At 66.2% G+C, this 20253-nt stretch carries 24 protein-coding genes and 1 tRNA gene; 14 read left to right on the top strand and 11 right to left on the bottom strand.

The window, feature by feature from the left end:
• The first annotated feature begins 7 nt into the window (after nt 1-7).
• The 11 genes from D7252_RS18380 (at nt 8) to D7252_RS18330 (ending at nt 10741) form a co-directional block, all read left to right on the top strand.
• Complete coding sequence (locus D7252_RS18380) at nt 8-1711, top strand: CTP synthase (protein ID WP_120776702.1); 1704 nt, start codon at nt 8-10, stop codon at nt 1709-1711.
• On the top strand, nt 1704-2285 hold the full coding sequence (locus D7252_RS18375; RefSeq protein ID WP_120776701.1) for an NUDIX hydrolase: 582 nt from the start codon (nt 1704-1706) through the stop codon (nt 2283-2285). Before D7252_RS18380 ends, D7252_RS18375 begins: the two co-directional genes overlap by 8 nt.
• 2 nt (nt 2286-2287) lie before the next feature.
• Complete coding sequence (xerD, locus tag D7252_RS18370) at nt 2288-3190, top strand: site-specific tyrosine recombinase XerD (protein WP_120776700.1); 903 nt, start codon at nt 2288-2290, stop codon at nt 3188-3190.
• A gap of 164 nt (nt 3191-3354) precedes the next feature.
• Nucleotides 3355-4188: a ParA family protein gene (locus tag D7252_RS18365; protein ID WP_183055407.1), complete on the top strand. Its 834-nt coding sequence runs from the start codon at nt 3355-3357 to the stop codon at nt 4186-4188.
• Nucleotides 4172-5020: a ScpA family protein gene (locus tag D7252_RS18360; protein WP_374225781.1), complete on the top strand. Its 849-nt coding sequence runs from the start codon at nt 4172-4174 to the stop codon at nt 5018-5020. Before D7252_RS18365 ends, D7252_RS18360 begins: the two co-directional genes overlap by 17 nt.
• Complete coding sequence (gene scpB / locus D7252_RS18355) at nt 5010-5642, top strand: SMC-Scp complex subunit ScpB (RefSeq protein WP_251050767.1); 633 nt, start codon at nt 5010-5012, stop codon at nt 5640-5642. Before D7252_RS18360 ends, scpB begins: the two co-directional genes overlap by 11 nt.
• Nucleotides 5639-6436 (top strand): pseudouridine synthase, encoded by a 798-nt coding sequence (locus tag D7252_RS18350; RefSeq protein WP_120776699.1) that lies wholly within the window; start codon nt 5639-5641, stop codon nt 6434-6436. The genes scpB and D7252_RS18350 overlap by 4 nt, the downstream gene beginning before the upstream one ends.
• A complete protein-coding gene (locus tag D7252_RS18345; RefSeq protein ID WP_183055361.1) occupies nt 6433-7569 on the top strand; it encodes a prephenate dehydrogenase in 1137 nt (378 codons plus the stop codon). The genes D7252_RS18350 and D7252_RS18345 overlap by 4 nt, the downstream gene beginning before the upstream one ends.
• A complete protein-coding gene (gene cmk, locus D7252_RS18340) occupies nt 7562-8254 on the top strand; it encodes a (d)CMP kinase (RefSeq protein WP_120776698.1) in 693 nt (230 codons plus the stop codon). The genes D7252_RS18345 and cmk overlap by 8 nt, the downstream gene beginning before the upstream one ends.
• Before the next feature lie 40 nt (nt 8255-8294).
• Nucleotides 8295-9767: a ribosome biogenesis GTPase Der gene (gene der, locus D7252_RS18335; RefSeq protein ID WP_251051623.1), complete on the top strand. Its 1473-nt coding sequence runs from the start codon at nt 8295-8297 to the stop codon at nt 9765-9767.
• Between the two features lie 62 nt (nt 9768-9829).
• Nucleotides 9830-10741, top strand: a complete 912-nt coding sequence (locus D7252_RS18330; protein WP_120776696.1) for an NUDIX domain-containing protein — start codon at nt 9830-9832, stop codon at nt 10739-10741.
• Nucleotides 10742-10889: 148 nt separating this feature from the next.
• On the opposite strand, the gene D7252_RS18325 is transcribed toward D7252_RS18330, so the two are convergent.
• The 6 genes from D7252_RS18325 to D7252_RS18300 are packed head-to-tail and all read right to left on the bottom strand — an operon-like array spanning nt 10890 to nt 14674.
• Nucleotides 10890-12302: an HNH endonuclease signature motif containing protein gene (locus tag D7252_RS18325; RefSeq protein WP_120776695.1), complete on the bottom strand. Its 1413-nt coding sequence runs from the start codon at nt 12300-12302 to the stop codon at nt 10890-10892.
• A 37-nt stretch (nt 12303-12339) separates the two neighbouring features.
• Complete coding sequence (locus D7252_RS18320) at nt 12340-12714, bottom strand: RNA-binding S4 domain-containing protein (RefSeq protein WP_120776694.1); 375 nt, start codon at nt 12712-12714, stop codon at nt 12340-12342.
• Nucleotides 12714-13382 carry a lysoplasmalogenase family protein gene (locus D7252_RS18315; protein WP_120776693.1) on the bottom strand — a complete coding sequence of 223 codons (669 nt, stop codon included), beginning with the start codon at nt 13380-13382 and terminating at the stop codon, nt 12714-12716. The genes D7252_RS18320 and D7252_RS18315 overlap by 1 nt, the downstream gene beginning before the upstream one ends.
• A gap of 37 nt (nt 13383-13419) precedes the next feature.
• Complete coding sequence (locus tag D7252_RS18310; protein ID WP_120776692.1) at nt 13420-13875, bottom strand: hypothetical protein; 456 nt, start codon at nt 13873-13875, stop codon at nt 13420-13422.
• A 20-nt stretch (nt 13876-13895) separates the two neighbouring features.
• Nucleotides 13896-14093 (bottom strand): hypothetical protein, encoded by a 198-nt coding sequence (locus D7252_RS18305; RefSeq protein WP_120776691.1) that lies wholly within the window; start codon nt 14091-14093, stop codon nt 13896-13898.
• The gene (locus tag D7252_RS18300) at nt 14090-14674 is read right to left on the bottom strand and encodes a GNAT family N-acetyltransferase (RefSeq protein ID WP_120776690.1); all 585 of its coding nucleotides are present in this window, start codon (nt 14672-14674) and stop codon (nt 14090-14092) included. The genes D7252_RS18305 and D7252_RS18300 overlap by 4 nt, the downstream gene beginning before the upstream one ends.
• Before the next feature lie 187 nt (nt 14675-14861).
• On the opposite strand from D7252_RS18300, the gene D7252_RS18295 reads away from it, so the two are divergent.
• Nucleotides 14862-14935: transfer RNA gene (locus D7252_RS18295), tRNA-Pro, on the top strand.
• Between the two features lie 42 nt (nt 14936-14977).
• Here the strand turns inward: D7252_RS18295 and D7252_RS18290 are convergent.
• The 5 genes from D7252_RS18290 to D7252_RS18270 all read right to left on the bottom strand — a co-directional run bounded on the left by D7252_RS18290 (nt 14978) and on the right by D7252_RS18270 (nt 18827).
• Nucleotides 14978-15343: a tyrosine-type recombinase/integrase gene (locus D7252_RS18290; protein WP_120776689.1), complete on the bottom strand. Its 366-nt coding sequence runs from the start codon at nt 15341-15343 to the stop codon at nt 14978-14980.
• A gap of 353 nt (nt 15344-15696) precedes the next feature.
• Entirely contained in the window at nt 15697-16611 is a 915-nt protein-coding gene (locus D7252_RS18285) for a hypothetical protein (RefSeq protein WP_120776688.1), read from the bottom strand.
• A 3-nt stretch (nt 16612-16614) separates the two neighbouring features.
• Nucleotides 16615-17559, bottom strand: coding sequence for a hypothetical protein (locus D7252_RS18280; RefSeq protein WP_120776687.1), 945 nt, complete (start codon nt 17557-17559; stop codon nt 16615-16617).
• Nucleotides 17553-18101, bottom strand: coding sequence for an SdpA family antimicrobial peptide system protein (locus tag D7252_RS18275; RefSeq protein WP_120776686.1), 549 nt, complete (start codon nt 18099-18101; stop codon nt 17553-17555). The genes D7252_RS18280 and D7252_RS18275 overlap by 7 nt, the downstream gene beginning before the upstream one ends.
• A 12-nt stretch (nt 18102-18113) precedes the next feature.
• Nucleotides 18114-18827 (bottom strand): hypothetical protein, encoded by a 714-nt coding sequence (locus tag D7252_RS18270; protein ID WP_120776685.1) that lies wholly within the window; start codon nt 18825-18827, stop codon nt 18114-18116.
• A 118-nt stretch (nt 18828-18945) separates the two neighbouring features.
• Here D7252_RS18270 and D7252_RS18265 point away from each other — a divergent pair, with 118 nt between their 5' ends.
• Together D7252_RS18265 and D7252_RS18260 are read left to right on the top strand one after the other, a co-directional pair.
• Nucleotides 18946-19857, top strand: coding sequence for a CPBP family intramembrane glutamic endopeptidase (locus D7252_RS18265; protein WP_215111011.1), 912 nt, complete (start codon nt 18946-18948; stop codon nt 19855-19857).
• Nucleotides 19847-20251: a Cpe/LpqF family protein gene (locus tag D7252_RS18260; RefSeq protein ID WP_120776683.1), complete on the top strand. Its 405-nt coding sequence runs from the start codon at nt 19847-19849 to the stop codon at nt 20249-20251. The genes D7252_RS18265 and D7252_RS18260 overlap by 11 nt, the downstream gene beginning before the upstream one ends.
• Nucleotides 20252-20253 lie beyond the last annotated feature (2 nt).

Genomic DNA, 20253 nt, shown 5'->3' with positions numbered 1-20253 from the left:
GCCCGTGATGAACTCTTTTTCTGCGGGACCCAAGAACGACACGACCAAGCACATCTTTGTGACAGGTGGTGTCGTTTCGTCTTTGGGTAAGGGCCTCACGGCGGCCAGCCTGGGCAACCTGCTCACCGCACGCGGACTGCGGGTCGTGATGCAGAAGCTCGACCCGTACCTCAACGTCGATCCGGGCACGATGAACCCGTTCCAGCACGGTGAGGTCTTCGTCACGGACGACGGTTCGGAGACCGACCTCGACATCGGCCACTACGAGCGCTTCCTCGACATCAACCTCTCCGAGGCGGCCAACGTCACGACCGGCCAGATCTACTCCCAGGTCATCGCGCGCGAGCGGCGCGGCGAATATCTCGGCGACACGGTGCAGGTCATCCCGCACATCACCGACGAGATCAAGCGCCGCATGCGTCTCCAGGCCACCGAGGAGCCGCGCCCCGACGTCATCATCACCGAGGTCGGCGGCACCGTCGGCGACATCGAGTCGCAGCCCTTCCTGGAAGCCGCGCGCCAGCTGCGGCACGAGCTCGGACGCGACAGCGTGTTCTTCGTCCATGTCTCGCTCGTGCCGTTCATGGGTGCGTCCGGCGAGCAGAAGACCAAGCCGACGCAGCACTCCGTCGCCGCCCTCCGCCAGGTCGGCATCCAGCCGGATGCGCTGGTTCTCCGCAGCGACCGCCCCGTCAGCGAGAGCAACCGCAACAAGATCGCTCTGATGTGCGACGTCGACGTCGAGGGCGTCATCAACACCGTCGACCTGCCGAGCATCTACGACATCCCCTCGACGCTCAACGATCAGGGTCTCGACTCCTACATCGTGCGGCGCCTCGGCCTCGACGAGAAGGCAGCGGACGAGGTCGACTGGTCGCGATGGAGCAAGGTGCTGCATGCGGTGCACAATCCCAAGCACGAGGTCACGATCGGCCTGGTCGGCAAGTACATCGATCTCCCTGACGCCTACCTCTCGGTGACCGAAGCACTCAAGGCCGGTGGGTTCGCCCAGGAGACCAAGGTCAACATCCGGTGGATCCCCTCGGATCTGTGCGAGACCCCCGAGGGTGCCCAGCAGCATCTCGCCGAAGTCGACGGAATCTGCGTGCCCGGCGGCTTCGGCATCCGCGGCATCGAAGGCAAGCTCGGAGCGCTGAAGTTCGCGCGTGAGCAGGGCATCCCGACGCTCGGCCTGTGCCTCGGACTCCAGTGCATGGTCATCGAGTACGCGCGCGATGTCGCCGGCATCGCCGACGCCTCGTCGACTGAGTTCGATCCGGACACCTCCGAGCCCGTGATCGCCACCATGGCGGAGCAGATCGAGATCCTCGACGGCGGAGACCTGGGCGGCACCATGCGTCTCGGCCTCTACCAGGCCGCTCTCGCCGAAGGCTCGCTCGCCCGCGAGGTGTACGGCGCCTCGGAGGTCTCGGAGCGTCACCGTCACCGGTACGAAGTCAACAACACCTACCGTGAGCGCCTCTCCGAGGCGGGCCTCGTGTTCTCCGGGCTCAACCCGGAACTCGACCTGGTCGAGTATGTCGAGCTGCCGCGCGAGGTGCACCCGTACTACATCGCCACGCAGGCGCACCCCGAGCTGCGTTCGCGCCCCACCGACCCGCACCCGCTGTTCCGCGGACTCGTCGGTGCGGCGATCGAGCGCAACCACGCGAGTGAGCTGTTCGACGTCGACGCCAGCGTCGATGAGTGACGTGAGCACGGATCTCCGGGATGAGCCGTTCGAACCGGAGATCCTGCAGAGCGACGTCGCCTTCGAAGGCGCGGTCTGGGATGTCCGCGACGACCGGGTTCGCTACGGCAGCGGCGAGATCCGACGACAGTACGTCGCACACACCGGCGCTGTCGCGATCCTCGCCCTCGACGACGACGACCGCGTCCTGCTGATCCAGCAGTATCGGCATCCGATCCGCCACCGGGACTGGGAACTGCCGGCGGGCCTTCTCGACGTCGCGGGGGAGGAACCGCTCGAAGCCGCTCGCCGTGAGCTCGCGGAGGAGGCCGACCTGGTCGCCGACCGGTGGGAGCCTCTGGTGTCGTCGTGGACGACGCCCGGCGGGAATGACGAGCTGATCCATGTCTTCCTCGCGACCGGAATCAGTGCGGCGGAGACGGCGCACGACCGGGAAGACGAGGAAGCGGATATCCGCGTCGAGTGGGTGCCGCTGGCCGAGGCGGTGGAGGCCGTCCTCTCGGGGCGCATGCGCAACGGCATACTGTCGATCGGAGTGCTGGCCGCAATGCAGAAACTGCGCGATCGGCGCTGAGGATGCAGCTCCAGCGCGCGCTCGACGCGTATCTGCGTCACGTCACCGTCGAGCGCGGGCTGAGTGAGCACACCGTCGCGGCGTATCGGAGAGATCTGCACGGCTACCTGGAGTGGCTGATCGCCGACGGCATCGCCGACACGGTCGAGGTCACTCCGTCGGTGATCGGGAGATTCATCACCGAGCGGTCATCCGCCGACCCGCCTCCGGCATCCACGAGCATCGCCCGGTTGCAGTCGTCTGTGCGGGGCTGGCATCGGTTCCTCGTGCGGGAGGGCATCGAGGCCGATGACCCGAGCGGGAGACTTCGGCCGCCCAAGGCGCCACGGCGTCTCCCGAAGGACCTGACCATCGACCAGGTCGAGCGGCTGCTGGCAGCGCCGTCGCCCGATGACCCGCTCGGGGTTCGGGACCGTGCGCTGCTCGAACTGTTGTATGCCACCGGTGCCCGTGTCTCGGAGGCGATCGGGCTCGATGTCGACGACCTGGCCCACGGCGACGTGCTCCGTCTTCGAGGCAAGGGATCGAAGGAGCGCATCGTGCCCATCGGCTCTTACGCGCGGGCGGCGGTGGATGCGTATCTGACCAGGGTGCGACCCGGTCTTGCGGCCCAGGGGCGCGCGTCGGCACGGTTGTTCCTGGGCGCGCGAGGCGCGCCGCTCTCCCGCCAGAGCGCCTGGCTCATCATCCGAGCAGCCGGCGAACGTGCGCAGATCACGGCGGAGATCTCGCCGCACACGCTGCGGCATTCGTTCGCGACCCACCTCCTGCAGGGCGGCGCCGACGTCCGTGTGGTGCAGGAGCTCCTCGGGCACGCGTCGGTCGCGACGACGCAGATCTACACGCACGTGTCCGTCGAGACGCTGCGCGACATCTACGCGACTTCACATCCGCGCGCCCGCTGAGCCATGAACGCCACATGCCGCCCGCATGCGGGAGCACGCCGCGCGCCGAGACGCTGAGCGAGGAGCCGGCCGCTAGAATCGAGCAAGCACGAAGGAGCAGGAGAACGGTGACTGAGAAAGTGGCGAAGTCCAGGGCGAAGGCACAGAAGGCCGACGAGACCCCCATGGGACCCACTGGTCGCCCCTATCAGGGGTTCGCGACCCCCAAGCCGTTGAAGTCCCACGGGCCTGCTCGGATCATCGCACTGTGCAACCAGAAGGGCGGCGTCGGAAAGACGACGACGTCGATCAACCTGGCGGCTGCTCTCGCCGAGTACGGTCGCAAGGTGCTCGCCGTCGACTTCGACCCTCAGGGTGCGCTGTCCGCCGGTCTCGGCATCCAGACGCACGACGTGCCGACCGTGTACGACCTGCTGCTCGACACGAAGCGCGATGCGCACGATGCCATCGTGCACTCGGGTGTCGAAGGTCTCGACGTGATGCCGGCGAACATCGATCTCTCCGCCGCGGAGGTCCACCTGGTCAACGAGGTGGCCCGCGAGACGATCCTCGCCCGTGTGCTTCGCCAGGTCGCGGGGGAGTACGACGTCATCCTCATCGACTGCCAGCCGTCGCTCGGTCTGCTCACCGTGAACGCGTTGACCGCCGCGCACGGCGTGATCATCCCGCTGGAGTGCGAGTTCTTCGCTCTCCGAGGTGTGGCCCTGCTCATCGAGACCATCGACAAGGTGCGCGACCGGCTCAACCCGTCGATCACCATGGACGGTCTGCTGGCGACGATGTACGACCCCCGCACGCTGCATTCCCGCGAGGTGCTGGAGCGCGTCGTGGAGGCCTTCGGAGACGATGTGCTGGAGACCGTCATCGGGCGCACCGTGAAGTTCCCGGATGCATCGGTCGTCGGCCTGCCCATCACCGAGTTCGCACCGGAGCACGCTGCCGCGCAGGCATACCTGCGGCTGGCGCGGGAGCTGGTCGCCCGTGGCGCCGTCGCCTGACGACCTCAGCACGACACCGGTCCCCGAGATCCCCCGAGGGCCTGAGGACGGTTCGCGGTTCCGGGTCTCGCTGTCGAACTTCGACGGACCGTTCGATCTCCTGCTGAACCTCATCTCGAAGCACGAGATGGACATCACGGAAGTGTCCCTGAGCGCCGTCACGAACGAGTTCATCGCGTATCTCGGACAGTTGGAGAACGATGAGGAGCTGGATCAGGCGTCCGAGTTCCTCGTGGTCGCGGCGACGCTGCTCGATATGAAAGTCGCGGGTCTGCTTCCGCAGGGCGAGCTCGTGGACGCCGAGGCGGTGGCCCTGCTCGAAGCACGAGATCTGCTGTTCGCCCGGCTGCTGCAGTATCGGGCTTTCAAGGAGGTGTCGACCTGGTTCGCGCGCTGCCTGCAGCGTGAGGACCGACGCCACGTCCGCGCCGTGCGCCTCGACGAGAAACACCGCAGGAAGACGCCGGAGCTCGTCTGGTCGCTCAGTGTCGACGACTTCGCAGCCCTGGCCCTGCTCGCCTTCGCGCCCAAGGAGATGCCGCACGTCGGGCTCGACCACCTGCACGCCCCGCTGATCAGCATCCGCGAGCAGGCGGCGATCGTCGTGACGCTGCTCCGGGCGACGGAGTCGGTCAGCTTCCGTGAACTCGTCGCGGGTGTGAGCGAGCCCGGCATCGTGGTCGCGCGGTTCATCTCCGTACTGGAGCTTTACCGGCACGCGGCGCTGTCCTTCGAACAATTGGAACCGCTCGGCGAGCTGACGCTCCGCTGGGCGGCCGACTCCTGGTCGGATGAGACCTTGGCGACACTGGGAGCCGACTATGACAAGTGATACCTCCGCCACGCCCGAGACTCCGGAGGCCGAGGCGCCGGATGCTGAGGCACCGGAGACTCTGACGACTCCGGTCACCGAGCGGATCGAGGCGGTCCTGCTCATCGTGGACGAGCCGATCGGCCTGGTCGCACTCGCCGCCGCGGTCGGTTCTCCGGTGCCCGCCGTACGGCAGGCGCTGGAGACTCTGGTGGACGACTACGACGGTCGCGGGCATGGTCCGCGCCGGGGGTTCGAACTCCGCGAGGTCGGAGGTGGCTGGCGCCTCTACGTCCGCGAGGACCACGATGACCTCGTCGCCGAGTTCGTGGGCGGGCAGGCGCCGGCACGGCTGTCGCAGGCAGCGCTGGAGACTCTGGCCGTCATCGCGTACAAGCAGCCCGTCACCCGAAGCCAGGTTGCCTCGATCCGTGCGGTGAACGTGGACTCCGTGGTACGGACGCTGCTGGCGCGCGGATTGATCACGGAGCTGTTCGCCGACTCCGAGACCGGAGCCATCAACTACGGCACGTCTGACGCGCTGCTGCAGCACCTGGGCATCAACTCGCTCGACGAGCTGCCCCCGATCTCGCCGTTGCTCGATGACGGCGCAGACGGTTTCGACGAAGGGACCATCCGATGACCGACTTCACCAACGACGAGGCGCCCGAGGGCGTTCGCCTGCAGAAGGTGCTCGCTGCGGCCGGGGTGGCCTCTCGTCGCGTCGTCGAGCAGTACATCGTCGAAGGACGCATCCGCGTCAACGGTGAGGTCGTCACCGAGCTCGGTCGACGGATCGATCCGGAGCACGACCTCGTGGACGTCGACGGCACCGCTGTGCAGTTGGACGTCTCCAAGCGCTACGTCATGCTCAACAAGCCCACCGGCGTCGTCAGCAGTATGCGCGACGAGAACGACCGCCCGGACCTGCGCCGGTTCACGTCCGACTACGAGGAGCGCCTCTACAACGTCGGACGATTGGATGCCGAGACGAGCGGCCTGCTGATCCTCACCAACGACGGCGAGTTGGCGCATATCCTCGCGCATCCGTCGTTCGGCGTCACCAAGGTGTACATCGCCAAGGTCGAGGGGTCCGTGACCGCGCAGACCATCTCGAAGCTCACCAAGGGCATCGAGCTCGAAGACGGTGTGATCGCCGCCGACAAGGCGCGACTGCTCGACACTTCGCGCGGGTCGAGCCTCGTGGAGCTGACGCTGCATTCGGGGCGCAACCGCATCGTGCGTCGGATGCTCGCCGCCGTCGGTCACCCGGTCACGGAACTCGTGCGCCGGCAGTTCGGACCGCTGCACCTGGGAACCCTCCCGGCGGGGAAGACCCGGGAACTGACTAAAATCGAACTTGGCGCGCTCTTGACTCTGTCGCGCCGTGATTCCGGTGTCGCCGAGGCGCCAGGCGAGCAGCAGGAGAACGAGTGACCGATACGACGAGTGCGCTCACGGTGCGGAAGGCCGGCGCCGTCGCGCCCCGGCTCTCCGGGACCGTCCGCATCGTCGGCGCCGGTCTGCTCGGTGCGAGCGTCGGACATGCTCTGCGCGCCAAGGGCATCGATGTCGTGCTGACGGATGCCTCGCCTGCACAGCTGCGCCTCGCCGTCGACTACGGCGCCGGCCGCCTCTCGGCAGACGATGACGCGCCTTCGCTCGTGGTGGTGGCCGTGCCGCCCGACGTGACCGCCGACATCATCCAGATGGAACTCGAGCGATTCCCCGACGCCGTGGTGACGGACGTCGCGAGCGTGAAGCTCGAACCTCTCCGGACACTGCAGGCTCGCGGGGTCGATCTCGCGCGCTACATCGGCTCGCACCCTCTGGCCGGACGTGAGCGTGGGGGCGCGATCTCGGCGCGCGCCGACCTCTTCGTCGGACGTCCCTGGGTCGTGTGCCGTGACGAGGACACCAAAGCCGCCGACCTCGCCATGGTCGAGGGGCTCGCGCTCGAAGTGGGTGCGATGCCGCTGGAGATGACCCCCGAGGAGCACGATCGCTCGGTCGCGCTGACCTCGCACGTTCCCCAGGTCGTCGCGAGTCTGCTCGCCGCCCGCCTGTCCGAGGCGGAAGAGGGCGCTCTGCGTCTGGCTGGGCAGGGCGTCCGCGACACCACGCGCATCGCGGCATCCGCTCCTGAGCTGTGGGTGCAGATCCTCGGTGCGAACGCTGCTCCGGTCGTGGCGATCCTCGACGACCTCGCCTCCGATCTTCACGCGATCTCCGACGCCCTGCGCGACCCGAGCGCCCCCGGCGCCCGCCGCGTGGTCGCGGAGACGATCCGCCAGGGCAACGAGGGCGTCGACCGCCTGCCGGGCAAGCACGGACAGAACCGGCGTTTCGAGTCTCTCGTCGTCATGATCGACGACACCGCCGGTCAGCTCGGCCGCCTCTTCGGCGAGCTGGGCGAACTCGGCGTCAACGTCGAAGATCTGCGTCTCGAGCACTCGCCGGGCGCCCAGTTCGGTCTCGCAGAGATCAGTGTCGATCCGGCCGCGCTCCACGGCGCGATCTCCGGCCTTCAGGAACGTGGATGGCGGATCGCGGGGAACACGAATGACTGACACCACCACCGCAACCAAGTTCATCGCCATCGACGGGCCGGCCGGGTCCGGCAAGTCCAGCGTGTCGAAAGCCGTGGCCCGCACGCTCGGCTACGGCTACCTCGACACCGGCGCCGCCTATCGAGCGCTCGCATGGTACGTGCTCGACCAGGGCGCGGACACTTCCGATCCCGCTGCCGTCCGCGCGGCGGCATCCGACTTCCCGGTGCGCCTGGGACTCGACCCGGATGACCGCGCGGTGCGCGTCGGAGACGTCGAGGTCACCGAGGCGATCCGCGACCCTCGGGTCTCCGGGGCGGTGAGCGGCGTCGCTCGTGTGCCGGAGGTGCGCGCTCAGGTGAACGAACTCTTCCGCACACTCGTGTCCGAAGCGTCGTACCCTGCCGTGGTCGTGGAAGGTCGCGACATCACGACCGTGGTCGCGCCCGACGCCCCTGTACGAATCCTGCTCACCGCCGCCCCCGAGGTGCGGGCGGCCCGACGTGCCGGCGAACTCGCCGGCGAGAACGCGGATGCTGTCGCCGCGGCGTTGCACAAGCGCGATGCCTCCGACAGTGCCGTCGTCGACTTTCTCAACGCCGCTGACGGCGTCGAGGTCGTCGATTCGACGGAACTCGATTTCCCCCAGACCATCGACGCCGTACTCACGGTGATCGAACGACTCCGAGGAGCACACCGTGGCTGACGAAGAATACGAAGGCGGCCCCGACCAGCTCGCCGAGAAGATGGAACAGATCGACGAGCAGCTCGCCGAGCAGCGCGCCGAAACCCTGCGGGCAGGGCTCGCCGACTATGACCTGGATGACGAGGATGCCGCGCTGCTCGCCGGTATCACCGTGGGCGAAGACGGTATCCTCTTCTCCCCGGCGCTGCCCGTCGTGGCGATCGTCGGTCGCCCGAATGTGGGCAAGTCCGCGCTGGTGAACCGTATCCTCGGCCGCCGTGAGGCCGTCGTCGAAGACACCCCCGGCGTCACCCGTGACCGTGTCACGTACAAGGCGGAGTGGGCGGACCGACGGTTCTCCCTCGTCGACACCGGCGGCTGGGAGCCCGACGCCCGCGGGATCGACCGTTCGGTGGCAGCCCAGGCGGAGGTCGCGATCGACCTCGCCGACATGGTGCTGTTCGTGGTCGACGCGATGGTCGGTGCGACATCCACCGACGAGCACGTGGTGAAGCTGCTTCGCAAGAGCGGCAAGCCCGTGTTCCTCGTCGCGAACAAGATCGACGATGCCCGGCAGGAGCCGGAGGCCGCCGCGTTGTGGAACCTGGGTCTCGGTGAGCCGCACCCGGTCTCCGCCATCCACGGACGCGGTGTCGCTGACCTGCTGGATGCTGTTCTGAAGAAGCTGCCGGAGATCTCGGCCGTCGCGAAGCAGGAGATCGGTGGGCCGCGTCGAGTCGCGATCCTCGGTCGCCCGAACGTCGGCAAGTCGTCGCTGCTCAACAAGGCCGCCGGCGAAGAGCGCGTCGTGGTGAACGAACTCGCCGGGACCACTCGCGACCCGGTCGATGAGGTGGTGGAACTCGGCGGGAAGATGTGGCGCCTGGTCGACACTGCCGGCATCCGTCGCCGCGTGCACATGGCGCAGGGCGCCGACTTCTATGCCTCGCTGCGTACATCGGCGGCGTTGGAGAAGGCCGAGGTCGCTGTCGTCGTGCTCGATGTGTCGGAGACGATCAGCGAGCAGGACGTGCGCATCATCGACCTCGTGCTCGAATCCGGCCGCGCGCTCGTGCTCGCTTTCAACAAGTGGGATCGCCTCAACGATGACGATCTGGAGAATCAGGATCGTCGTCGCTACCTCGAGCGGGAGATCGAGCAGGACCTCGCGCACGTCGCCTGGGCACCGCGCGTGAACATCTCGGCCAAGACGGGTCGGCACCTGGACAAGCTCGTTCCCGCGCTGGAGACGGCGCTGGAGAACTGGGATCGCCGCATCCCGACCGGCAAGTTCAACGCCTTCCTGGCGGAACTCGTCGCCGAGCACCCGCACCCGTTGCGTGGTGGCAAGCAGCCGAGGATCCTGTTCGGAACTCAGGCGTCGACGCGTCCGCCGACGTTCGTGCTGTTCACGACCGGCTTCCTCGACCCGGGTTACCGTCGGTTCATTCAGCGCCGGCTGCGCGAGATCTATTCGTTCGAGGGCACGCCGATCGTCATCAACATGCGCGTGCGCGAGAAGCGCCAGCGCTGATCCATTCCGGCTCGTGACGGCTCGATGGTGCCGATGCCCGGATGCTGTGAAAAGCTGAAGGGGTGACTGTCGTACCTCCTCCCGCCGGTGAGCCGCGTCGCCCTGAGGGGCCGCGGGATCCGGGTGATGCCTGGGTTGTCGCGGCATCGGGGGAGAAGTACTGGGGGCGCTTCGGCGCCGCCGGTCTCCTCGCCGTCGATCCGCACCGGGGGATCCTGCTGCAGCACCGCGTCTCCTGGAGCCACTTCGGGGGTACGTGGGGCCTTCCCGGTGGGGCTCTGCATCAGGGTGAGAGTGCGATCGTCGGAGCGGTCCGCGAGTCGCAGGAAGAGGCGGGCGTTCCGGATGGAGCTGTTCGCCCGAGGTTCATCAGTGTGCTCGATCTGGACGTCTGGTCGTACACGACGGTCGTCGCCGATGTGCAGGTGCCGTTCGACCCGGTGATCAGCGACCCCGAGAGCGTGGCACTCGAATGGGTCCCGGTGGCCGAGGTCGAGTCTCGGCCGCTGCATCCGGGATTCGGGGCGGCATGGCCGGCGCTTCGTGCGCAGCTGGACCTGTTCCCGGCGGTGGTGGTGGATGCCGCGAATGTCGTCGGTTCGGTGCCGGATAGCTGGTGGAAGGATCGCGCGGGCGCTGCCGCTCGGCTGCGGGCGCGGCTGGATGGACTGGCGGTCGCGGCGGACGAGTTCGGGCTCGACGGGGATCTCTGGTTTCCCGAAGTGTCGATGGTCGTCGAGGGCCAGGCGAAAGCGCCCGATGCGGGGACGACAGGTTCGGTGAGGGTCGTCAAAGCGGACGCTGAGGGAGATGACGCGATCGTCGCCGAGGTGCAGCGGCGCGTCGATGCCGGCCAGAGTGTCCTCGCCGTCACCAGCGACCGCGGGCTTCGAGACCGCGTTGAGGCCGTGGACCGTACGCAGGTTCGCTCGGCGGGCTGGCTCTTGGCGCTGCTCGAGCGCAACGACGCCTGACCTCTCTGCTCGCTGCCGGTGTCTGTCACAGGCGAATATCACCCTCAGACGGTCCTCGCCCCGCTTAGGCGGTCCTCCCGCTCAGACGAGCATCCCGCTCAGACCAGCATCCGTCTCGGACGAGCATCCCGCTCAGACCCGGCATCCGTCAGACGAACATCACTCGCTGTGACGGACGGTCGGGGTATGCGCGTCCGAGCGGGCTGAACCACGTGATCGTCCCGTCTTGGCGCTGCTGCGCCGTCCAGCGATGCGGAGCCGGGTTGTCGGGATGCTTGAGCACGTGATGTGAGCGACAGAAGTGGGCGAGGTTGTCGAGCCGGGTCTTTCCGCCTTTGGCATAGTCCCTGTTGTGGTCGACGTCGCAGCGGTGCACTGGCATCCGGCACCCTGGGAACCGGCAGTGCTGATCGCGGGAGCGGAGGAACCGGCGCATGCCTTCTGTCGGGGTGTAGGTGTCGGTTTCCGTCACCATTCCGGTCGGGGATAGGAAGAGGCGGCTCCATCCGGTGTTGCGCCCCGCCAGCTTGCGGGCGACGTCGGGGTGCAGTGGTCCGTGTCCGTCGAGCTCCGCGGGACGGTCGTCCGCACCGCTGAGTGTGCTCGCGGACACGGTCACCTGGATACGAGCGTTGATGTTGTCGAGCCCATCGCCCTGTGCGGCGCTGGGGTCGGCGGTGAGCAGGAGATCGGCGAACAGGTCTGCGTGGATCTGGTCCCACGTGCGCGTGTCTGTGGAGACGTGCTCGAGCTCTGGGTCGGTCGCGAAGGTGTCGTCGCCGAAGATCACACCTTCGTAGGGATCGAAGGAGGGGTCGTCGAGGGCGAAGTCTTCAAGGAAGAGGGAGTCTCCGCTTTCGTCCGCCGTCCACGGGTCGAGAACCGGTTCGCGCTCGTCGCGAGCGGAGACGACCTGGCGAGTCATCTGCGTCAGGCGGTCGAAGATCGCCGTGGCGACCCATTCCGGCAGCACAGCGGTGAGAAGGGCGAGGCCATCACCGACGGAGCGCACCTTCACGGAACGTTCGCCGGCCGCGCGTCGGTGCCGCTCTACGACGGTTTCGCCGACGAGTGCCGCGGCGACCTGCTTGGCATGGGCTCCTGTGCGAGCGGCGGTGTCGTCTTCGGCGACGACGAGAACGGCGGTCTCGTAGAGATCCATCACGCCGGCGTCGACCTTCTTGTTGCGGATCGCCTCGGACACGATGGCACTCGCGCGAACAATCTCACGAACATGGCCCGCGCTGATCCTCCCGGCCGCGAAAGCCGCGCGTACAGCGGGCAACTCCGTGCTCAGCGAGCGGGCGTCGCTGAATGCGAACTCGATCGAGCCCTTCGGGATGTGGCCCGCCGCGGAGAACTCCGCGACCATCGATCGGTAGATCGCGTCGCGGTGGTGCGAGTTCTCGGCCACGTCGGCGTCGTGGAGGGCGATCTGCTCCACAAGAAGCTCGGACGCCTCGGATTCCAGCGCAGCGATCTGCCGACGCTTCGCGACCCAGGAGTCGAGGACGCGGCGCCGCTCCTCGATTTCGAAGTCGAGATCGGTTCGCTGGGTCATGCCTCCAGTATGGAACATATGTTCGAATCTGGGAAGGTCAATCCGCGAAGAATTCATCCCGTCCGCGCAGCTTGTCGATGTCGCGACGTTCCCGCTTCGTCGGCCGACCGGCCCCGCGATCGCGAAGACCCAGAGCGGCTTGCGGCTCCCGTTCCGGCGTGCGGTCCTCGTATGCGAGGGCGGCGACCGGCGCACCCACGCGTTTGACCAGGATCTGCCGGACCACGAGGATCCGGTCGAATCCTGCGATCCGGACGCGGAGTTCGTCGCCGATGCGGATCGACTGCGCCGCCTTCACCTTGTCGCCGTTGACGCGGACATGCCCCGCGCGGCATGCGGTCGTCGCGGCCGAGCGAGTCTTGTAGACGCGAATCGCCCAGAGCCAGCTGTCGACTCGCGCAGCATCCGCCATCATCCGTCCTTCTTTCGTAGAGTCGCGAGAGCGCCCGCGATGATCAGCCCCTGCCCGATCGTGTAGGTGAGCATCACCGCGGGGCTGCTCCACGACGGGAGGACGTCCGGAAGAAACAGCCGCACGGCAAGGACCGTGTCGCTGAGAAGGAAGAACGCGCCTCCGACCGCGACGAGCCGGTTGCAACGGGCCGCGAACGCGGCAGTCCCGCCGAGAAGTAGGCCGTACAGAGCGACAGCGATGAGCAGGCCGCCAGTGTGTGGGCCGAGAACAGCGAGCATCGCCACCCACCAGACGGCATACACGAGCGCCCACCACGGCATCCGTCGTCGTGCCAGGTGCCGAGCGAACAGCAGGATATATGCCAGATGCGCGATGCCGAAGAAGAGGAGCATCAGGGGCAGCTCCGGCGCGGTGGGAAAGAAGGCTCCTGCACCGTCGCCCAGCCAGGAGAACAGCAGAGCGCCCAGTAGCAGGATGAGCGTCGTACGCGAAACAAGGCGAGGAGCGGACAGCAGTACCGGCAACGCCAGCAGCGGCATCAACAGGAGTTTGGTCGGTCCGGCTCCGGGGCTGTCCAGCGCCAGCAGCGTAATGTGGACGGCCGCCGCAACGATATAGGGGACGAACGCCCACAAGATCGGCGGGGGAAGGGTGCGGCGCTGCATCTCCCCATCGTATGGTCGCGAGCGCGCATCGCCTGGCTCAGGATTCGACAGTGACCTGCTCCACGGCACCGTCGGCCCGGAAGTGCACCGCGGGCCAGTACCCCTCCGGGAAGTGTTCACCGCAGCTGTCGGTGAAGTGCAGGATGATGGTGCCGTCGGCAGCGGCTTCGATCGTGTCGAGTACCAGGTCGGACGCTGCATCGTCGAGTTCGTGCTGTTCGGGTTCGCCGTTGCTGAAGGTGGTGACGACGGCATCCGAGGCGGTCCTTCGTCGTTCCGTGAGATCAGCGATGGTCTTGCGTACTGAGGGGAGGAGCGTGGAGACTTCCGCGGGGTCGGCGCCTTCGATCATGAGCTCGATCTCGCCGCCGTCGGTGGTGGTCGTGCCGACGTACCAGTCGTGAGTGAGGGCCGTGCCATCGGTCAGTTCTGATGCCGCCCGCGTGAGGCTGCCGAGTTCTGGATCTTCGATGGTCGGATGCTCGTCGCTCATGTCTTCACGCTAGTGCGCTGTCATGGCGAAAGGTGCAGGCCTTCTGCCTCGACATGTTCGCGGACGATGCGGATCGCTTTCGGTCCCACCCCGTGCATCGAGAGCAGTTCCTTTGCGGATGCTCCGTCGAATTGGTCGAGGCGTGTGAGTCCGTGAAGGGCGAGTTCGCGAAGGGCGACTTTACCCATCGCTGCGGGCAGCTCTGAGTCGGCTGTCATCGGGCAAGATCCAGTGTGACGAGGGTGCGCCCCGGCCTCAGCTCGGCCGTCTGAGTGAAGCCGGCGGTGAGGAATGTGCCGAGCGTTCCGTGGAACAGGTCGTTGGTGCGCTTCTTGTCGCCGGCGGTGTCGACGGGGTAGCCCTCGATCAGGCGGGCGCCGGACTTCTTGGCGTAGTCGATTCCGGCGCGCAGGAGCGCGAGGTTGAGCCCCGTGCCGCGATGCTCGCGGCGAACCACGAAGCAGGTCACGGCCCACACGGACTCGTCCTCGAACGACTCAGGCGTCGCCGCGGCGATCATGCGTGTTCGTGGAATGCGCGCCTGCCGGGTGCGGGGGCCGATCCGGATCCATCCCGCCGCCTCGCCGTCGACGTACGCGATGAGCCCAGGGGGAGGGCCCGCATCGATCTCGGCCCGGAACATCTCCGTGCGCTGCGGTGTGGTCGTCTCGTTCCAGTCTTTGTTGGCGAGGACGGGCCAGATGCACTGGCAGCTCGCCCCATCGCCTCCTCCCGTGAGCGCGTGCTGAACGTCGTCCCATCGAGCGGTCGTCGCCACCTCGGTCGTGATCGTCGCCATGAAAGTGACGCTACGCGGAGCATCCGACACCCGCAACGCCCCGGTTCGCGGAGCGCCGCCAGCTCAGGCTAAGATGGGTGAGTTGCCTGCGCGAGAGTGCAGGAGAACGGGCTGTGGCGCAGCTTGGTAGCGCACTTGACTGGGGGTCAAGTGCGGTAGCGGCTGGTTCAGCCTGAAAAGTGAACAACGGGATGTGGCGCAGCTTGGTAGCGCACCTGACTGGGGGTCAGGGGGTCGCAGGTTCAAATCCTGTCATCCCGACAGAAAAGCCCAGGTGAGTGAGTGTTCCTCGCCTGGGCTTCGTTATTCTTGCGGTCCTCTTCGAAGTGGTGTGTGGAAGCGGCTGCGTGCCGTTGCTGGTGCCCCGTTCGATGCCTCGTCCGTGGCTGCTGTCGCGAGCCGGGACCTGGCCGGGACCTGGCCGGGACCTGGAGCCCACTTTTCGCTCCGATCTGCGATCGTTTCTTGCAGGTCGATGATCGCGGCGGTGCGTGCGTCGTCGAGGGGCCTGGTGCTCAGGGTAGAGGTATCGCGGTTGGTCTCGATCGATCTGTGACCGAGAATGCCTTGGAGGAAGTGGAGTGGGATGCCGGGGTTGGCGAGTCGCGTCGCTCCGGATTGACGGAGACCGTGCCTGGTGAGGGTCGGCAGCCCGAATTCAGTGACCATCTGATTCCACTTCGCGGTGTCTCGCGCAGAGGCAGTCGTGGGCACGTTCTGTAAGGGGTTCTTGTCGACGTGGGTTCCGCGACAGGAAGGTGCCCGTTTGGCCCGTCTAGGCGCGCGGGCGGCATCACCTGCGTGCAGGTCTGCGCCTGGCGTCGCCGATGCGTGTCGTTTGTGCTCCGCTACGGATGTGTGGTCCAGCTCTCGGGTCTGGGTGAGTGTGATTACGATCACCGATTCTCTGAATGCGTCGGCGTCGGCGACGGCCTGCTGTGGCCCGCAAAACCGTCCGCGTGCCACCACCACGGCCCGACCGAGATCGATGGATCGATACACGCTGGCGGTGCTCGATCAGGTCAGGCCGACAGTTCGCGCGGGAGTTTCTGCTCGGGTACCGTCACGAGCACTTCGCCACCGTCCCGGAGGGATGCGCTCACTGCGTGGTGGCCGTTGACGATGAATGCCGTCGAACCGCTGCGCTTGCGTATGCCCCAGCCACCCCAGTCCGATGCGTGCACGGTTGTTGTCCGGATGTCGCCGAGCTTGTCGGCGGGAACCTGCTTGAACGGGAACCGGAGAAGGGCTGAGCGGATGCGGAGCCCTCGCTGATCGACCCGTACGTTGATGCCGACGAACGCGACCAGCGCAACAGCCGCGACTGCGAGGACAGCCCAGATGAGCACGCGCACGATGACCGGTGCCTCCTGGGCTGCAGCGAGCCCGCCGGCGCCGGCGCCGAGGAAGATAGCGAACGCAATACCGATCTGAGGGGAGTAGACCGTCGCTGCCCAGCCCGTAGTGATCGTCCGCGCGGAGGACTCTTGGTCGATCTCACGCTGTTCTGTGCACGGGACGCAGGTGCGCAGAAGCACGCCATAGAGCAACAGTGCGGCGAGGAGGGCCAGCCATCCGTTGAGTTCGGCGTCTTGGGCGTTTCCCGCGGCGTACGTGAGTCCTGCGGGGACGAGCCACAGTGCCATTCCGATTCCGGCGAAGAACCCTGTCCAGGTGAGGACATCCCGCTTCGTGCGCAAGCTCGGAGACTTCAGCAGGACGACGATGGCGGCAACTGCGCCGGCGGTCGCGGCGATGCCCAGGGCGAGTCCGAAGGCTCCACCTGTCTCGATGACACCGTCGACTCTGCCTCGAGCGTCCCAGTGGAACGCGACCTGCGAGCCGAGTCCCTCTTTCCAGAAGAGGTATGTCACCGCGATGGCGATGGCGGGCAGGAGGCTGGCCAGGGCTGCAAGGGTGCGGCGTGCGAGTGACATCGTTCATACTCCAGTTCTGGATTCGGCGAGCTCATCGTCGCTTGTCTGGGTGTCCTCTGTCGGCGGTGATGAAGGAAGGAATGTCGAGAGCGCAGGGGCTGCAGCTGACATGACAGCACCGATCATGATCCAACCGAAGGAGAACAGCCCGATGGCGACGATGATCGCCAGATGGAGTGCGGCGCTGATCGCGAAAGCGACCGTCGGCCACCGCCCAGGCATCAAGATGAATACCGCGATCGCGCATTCTCCGATAATGGTTCCCCAAGATATGGCGAGAGCGACGGCAGGGATAGAGGTGGCCCAGAGGAACAGATCGCCGATGGGTCCACTGGCGCCGAACCACTCCATCCGGGCTACGTAGTAGATCGCGGAGCCTTCCTGCCACTCGGACACGGAGACCTTCGAGAGGCCGCTGTTCAGGTAGATCCAGGCGACCTGCGCGCGAACTGCCCACATTGCACCGACCGCTATCGGGACGTTCAAGGCTCGGGGCGGGGCAGCGGGAGAGCGTTGCCAGTACCACCAGCGCCGGTGACCGATCGAGACGAACGCGAGGAAGAGGGTGGTGACCTGTGCGACGTAGTCGCCGCCGTCAGGGAGTGAGATCGTCTGAGCGAACGAAAACGACAGCCATGCGTGGACGAAGCCTGTGACCTGAGGAAGGAACCCGCTCGCCACCCACAGGAGTACGACGATGACCACTGTGCTCACGAGTTGGCGGTCGTCGGGGAACCAGCAGTAGGGGGAGATGGCGAGGAGTGGGCGTATGCAGGGGGACTCCGCCTGGCCGTTGGCGATGGGGACAAACAGAGCTGCCGCCGGCGTGAAGAGCAAGATGGATATCTGCGCGAGCGCGATAATGGTCCGTCCCGCCGCGAGCGGCAGGTGCCACCCGGGGAACGCTGCGATCTGCGCCAGAAAGGCGCGTTCTAACCGGCTCAGCATTCGATATCCAAGTGCACGGCGTTTTCATCGAGGCGCCATCCTTCGTACATGTCTCGATACGAGAAGGCGACTGGTGCGGTCTCCACGATGATGACGTTCCCGCACAGCGTCTGAGTCGGATAGTCGTTGACGATGGAGACCGGCTCGGTCTCCGCCGCGATCACGAGACAGTCGCGGGAGCGGTCTTCTGCACACTCGACCCAGTTCTCTGCCGGAAGCGGACTGGTGAGATTGGCCATCTCGGGTCCTTGCGCTCGTTGGGTGCGCAAGACGCCGAACCAGTTGTCGGGATGCGCGTTCGGAAAGGCCGACGCTGAGCGGAGCGTACCGTCGTCCAGGACGTAGGCGGTGATCTCCGTGTCGGACGGCGGCTTGGTGAAGAACGGCCAGCTCTCTGGGAGTACCGTTGTCATTACATCGCGCAACGGCGACCCATCCCTCGGATGCAGCACCGTGCTGGGCATCGATACGAAGATCGCGATACCCAGCACGGCGGCTGTGACGACGGACGAGACGAGCGCAATGATCGTCTGCTTCGTCACTTTTGATCGTTCTTAGGCGAGGGCGGCTGTGACGTCTCGGACCATGTTCGCCTGGTCGACTTCGTACAGCGTGTTCGGGTCATCGAGGTAGCGCGTGTAGACGTACGCGAACGCGAGGACGACGGCGCCTCCGATCGCGACAGCCGCGACATTGATGTTCGCGAGAACGTTGATGTTCACGACGAAGTTCACGTTCTGGACCGCCTGTCCGGTGGCGTTCGTGGTGACCAGCGGTTCGTCGCCGACGACCTCTCGGGCCTCAGCGAAGATGGGGTCGGTCTCCCAGAATTCCACGACCGACTTGTAGAAGTTGCCGAGGGACTCGCTCACCACGTTGGGCGCCCCTGAGGTGAGGCCAGGCAGGACCTGATCCCGGAAGTTGGGGTTGAACGCGAGATACGCGTCGACGACCAGCGCGAGGTCCTCGTCGGAGATTTCAGCGCGATCGGGTGCGAAACCGAGCACGTCCACGATCTTCGGGTTCGCCTCAGCGATGGCACCCTTGCCCGCGAGAAGGAGCTCAAGCACCTCACGATCGGAGTACTTGCTGATCTGATCGGCGCTGATCGCTGTCGCACGGGAAGAGTTGGACTCCACGGAGACCGTCGCACTTTCCGACGCGTTCTCCGTCGCCGAGGCCATGTGTCCGGTGCTCGCGGTGAGCGCACCGGTGAGGACGACGCCGAGGAGTGTTTTCGGTAAGGCGCGGCCGAGGTGGTTCTTCATGTCTGGTCCTTTCCAGGTGGGTGTGACTGTGCCCACAACATAACCGTTACGGCAGGGTGTGTAAAGTAATTGTTAGCCACTGCCGGAGGTGATCATGGAGACGCGCAGGAGTCGCTGGATGTTGATCGCGCTGTACGCCGTCGCGGTCCTGGTGATCGCTTGGGCTGTCGCTCTTCCGCTATGGAACGGCTCGGGACTGCTCAGCCCTTGGTTCGGCCTCACTGCTCTCGCGATGATGATGACGCCTGCAGCGGTAGCGCTCGTCATCGTCGTGTTTATCGAGCGCCCCCGCCAGAGGTTGGTGGCGTTGGGGCTGCGCCCGATTCGTCCCTGGCGGCGGACTCTCGGATACGCGTTCCTCGGGCTGATGGGGATGCTTCTGCTGTGTGTCGTCGCTCTCGTGGTCGGCACGTTGATCGGGGCGTACCCCGGCGACTTCGCGGGCCTTTCTGAACTTCGAGCAAACACTGCCATAGGAGACACCGAGTCCGTCTGGCCGCTTGTGCTGACGCAATTCGGCGCAATCATCCTCGCCTCGTTCGTGAACTTACTGCCCGCTCTCGGGGAAGAGATCGGATGGCGAGGATGGCTGCTACCGAAGCTCCTGCCGTCGGGGATAGTCCCCGCGGTTCTGGTGTCTGGTGTGCTGTGGGGCACATGGCACGCGCCGCTGCTCCTGCTCGGCTACAACTACCCCGCGGCGCCCGGGTGGATGGCCGTCCTCCTGATGATCGGCATGTGCACGATCGTGGGTTCACTCCTTGGCTGGTTGAGGGTACGGTCCGGGTCGGTGTGGCCGCCGGCTCTCGCGCACGGCGGATTGAACGCCGCGGCGAGCGGAACATTGTACTTGTTCGCCGCTGACGGGGTGACCGTTGACACCACGCAGGCGACCATTCTCGGCTGGTCAGGCTGGATCGTGCCGGCCGTCCTCGTGGTGGCGCTCATCGCCAGCGGCTCATTCCAGTCTCCGGCAACCGCGACGCGATTCGACATTGATACCAACGAAAGGACACACCATGTCGTTTAGCCGTATTCGTTTCCTTGCCTTCCTGGCACCGATCGCACTCCTTGTGGGTTGTGCACCGGGGGTTGTCGTCGAAGGCGAGATCGATGAGTCCACAGCCGTTGGCGAACGGACGAGCTGGGTCGTGGAGATCCTGAACGACGAGTCGGATACCACCGGCAGTCAATGGGAATCGGTGCTCGATGAGAGCTTCCTTGAGCAGATGTCCGCGGACGAAATGGCGGCGCTCATCAACGAGGATCTGCGACCCGAGGGGCCGTTCGAGATTGTCCGCTTCGAAGCGGCGGGCCCTGACGCGGTGACCACTCTCCAGGGCGCTGAGGAGGAGATTTCGTTGAGCATCTCGACTACTGACAACGGCGATATCGAGGGCATCTTCTTCAGCCCCGCCAGTTGAGG

The organism is Microbacterium sp. CGR2 (assembly GCF_003626735.1).
In the GTDB taxonomy this organism is placed as follows: Bacteria; Actinomycetota; Actinomycetes; order Actinomycetales; family Microbacteriaceae; genus Microbacterium.
This window is presented reverse-complemented; position numbering and strand designations above follow the sequence as displayed.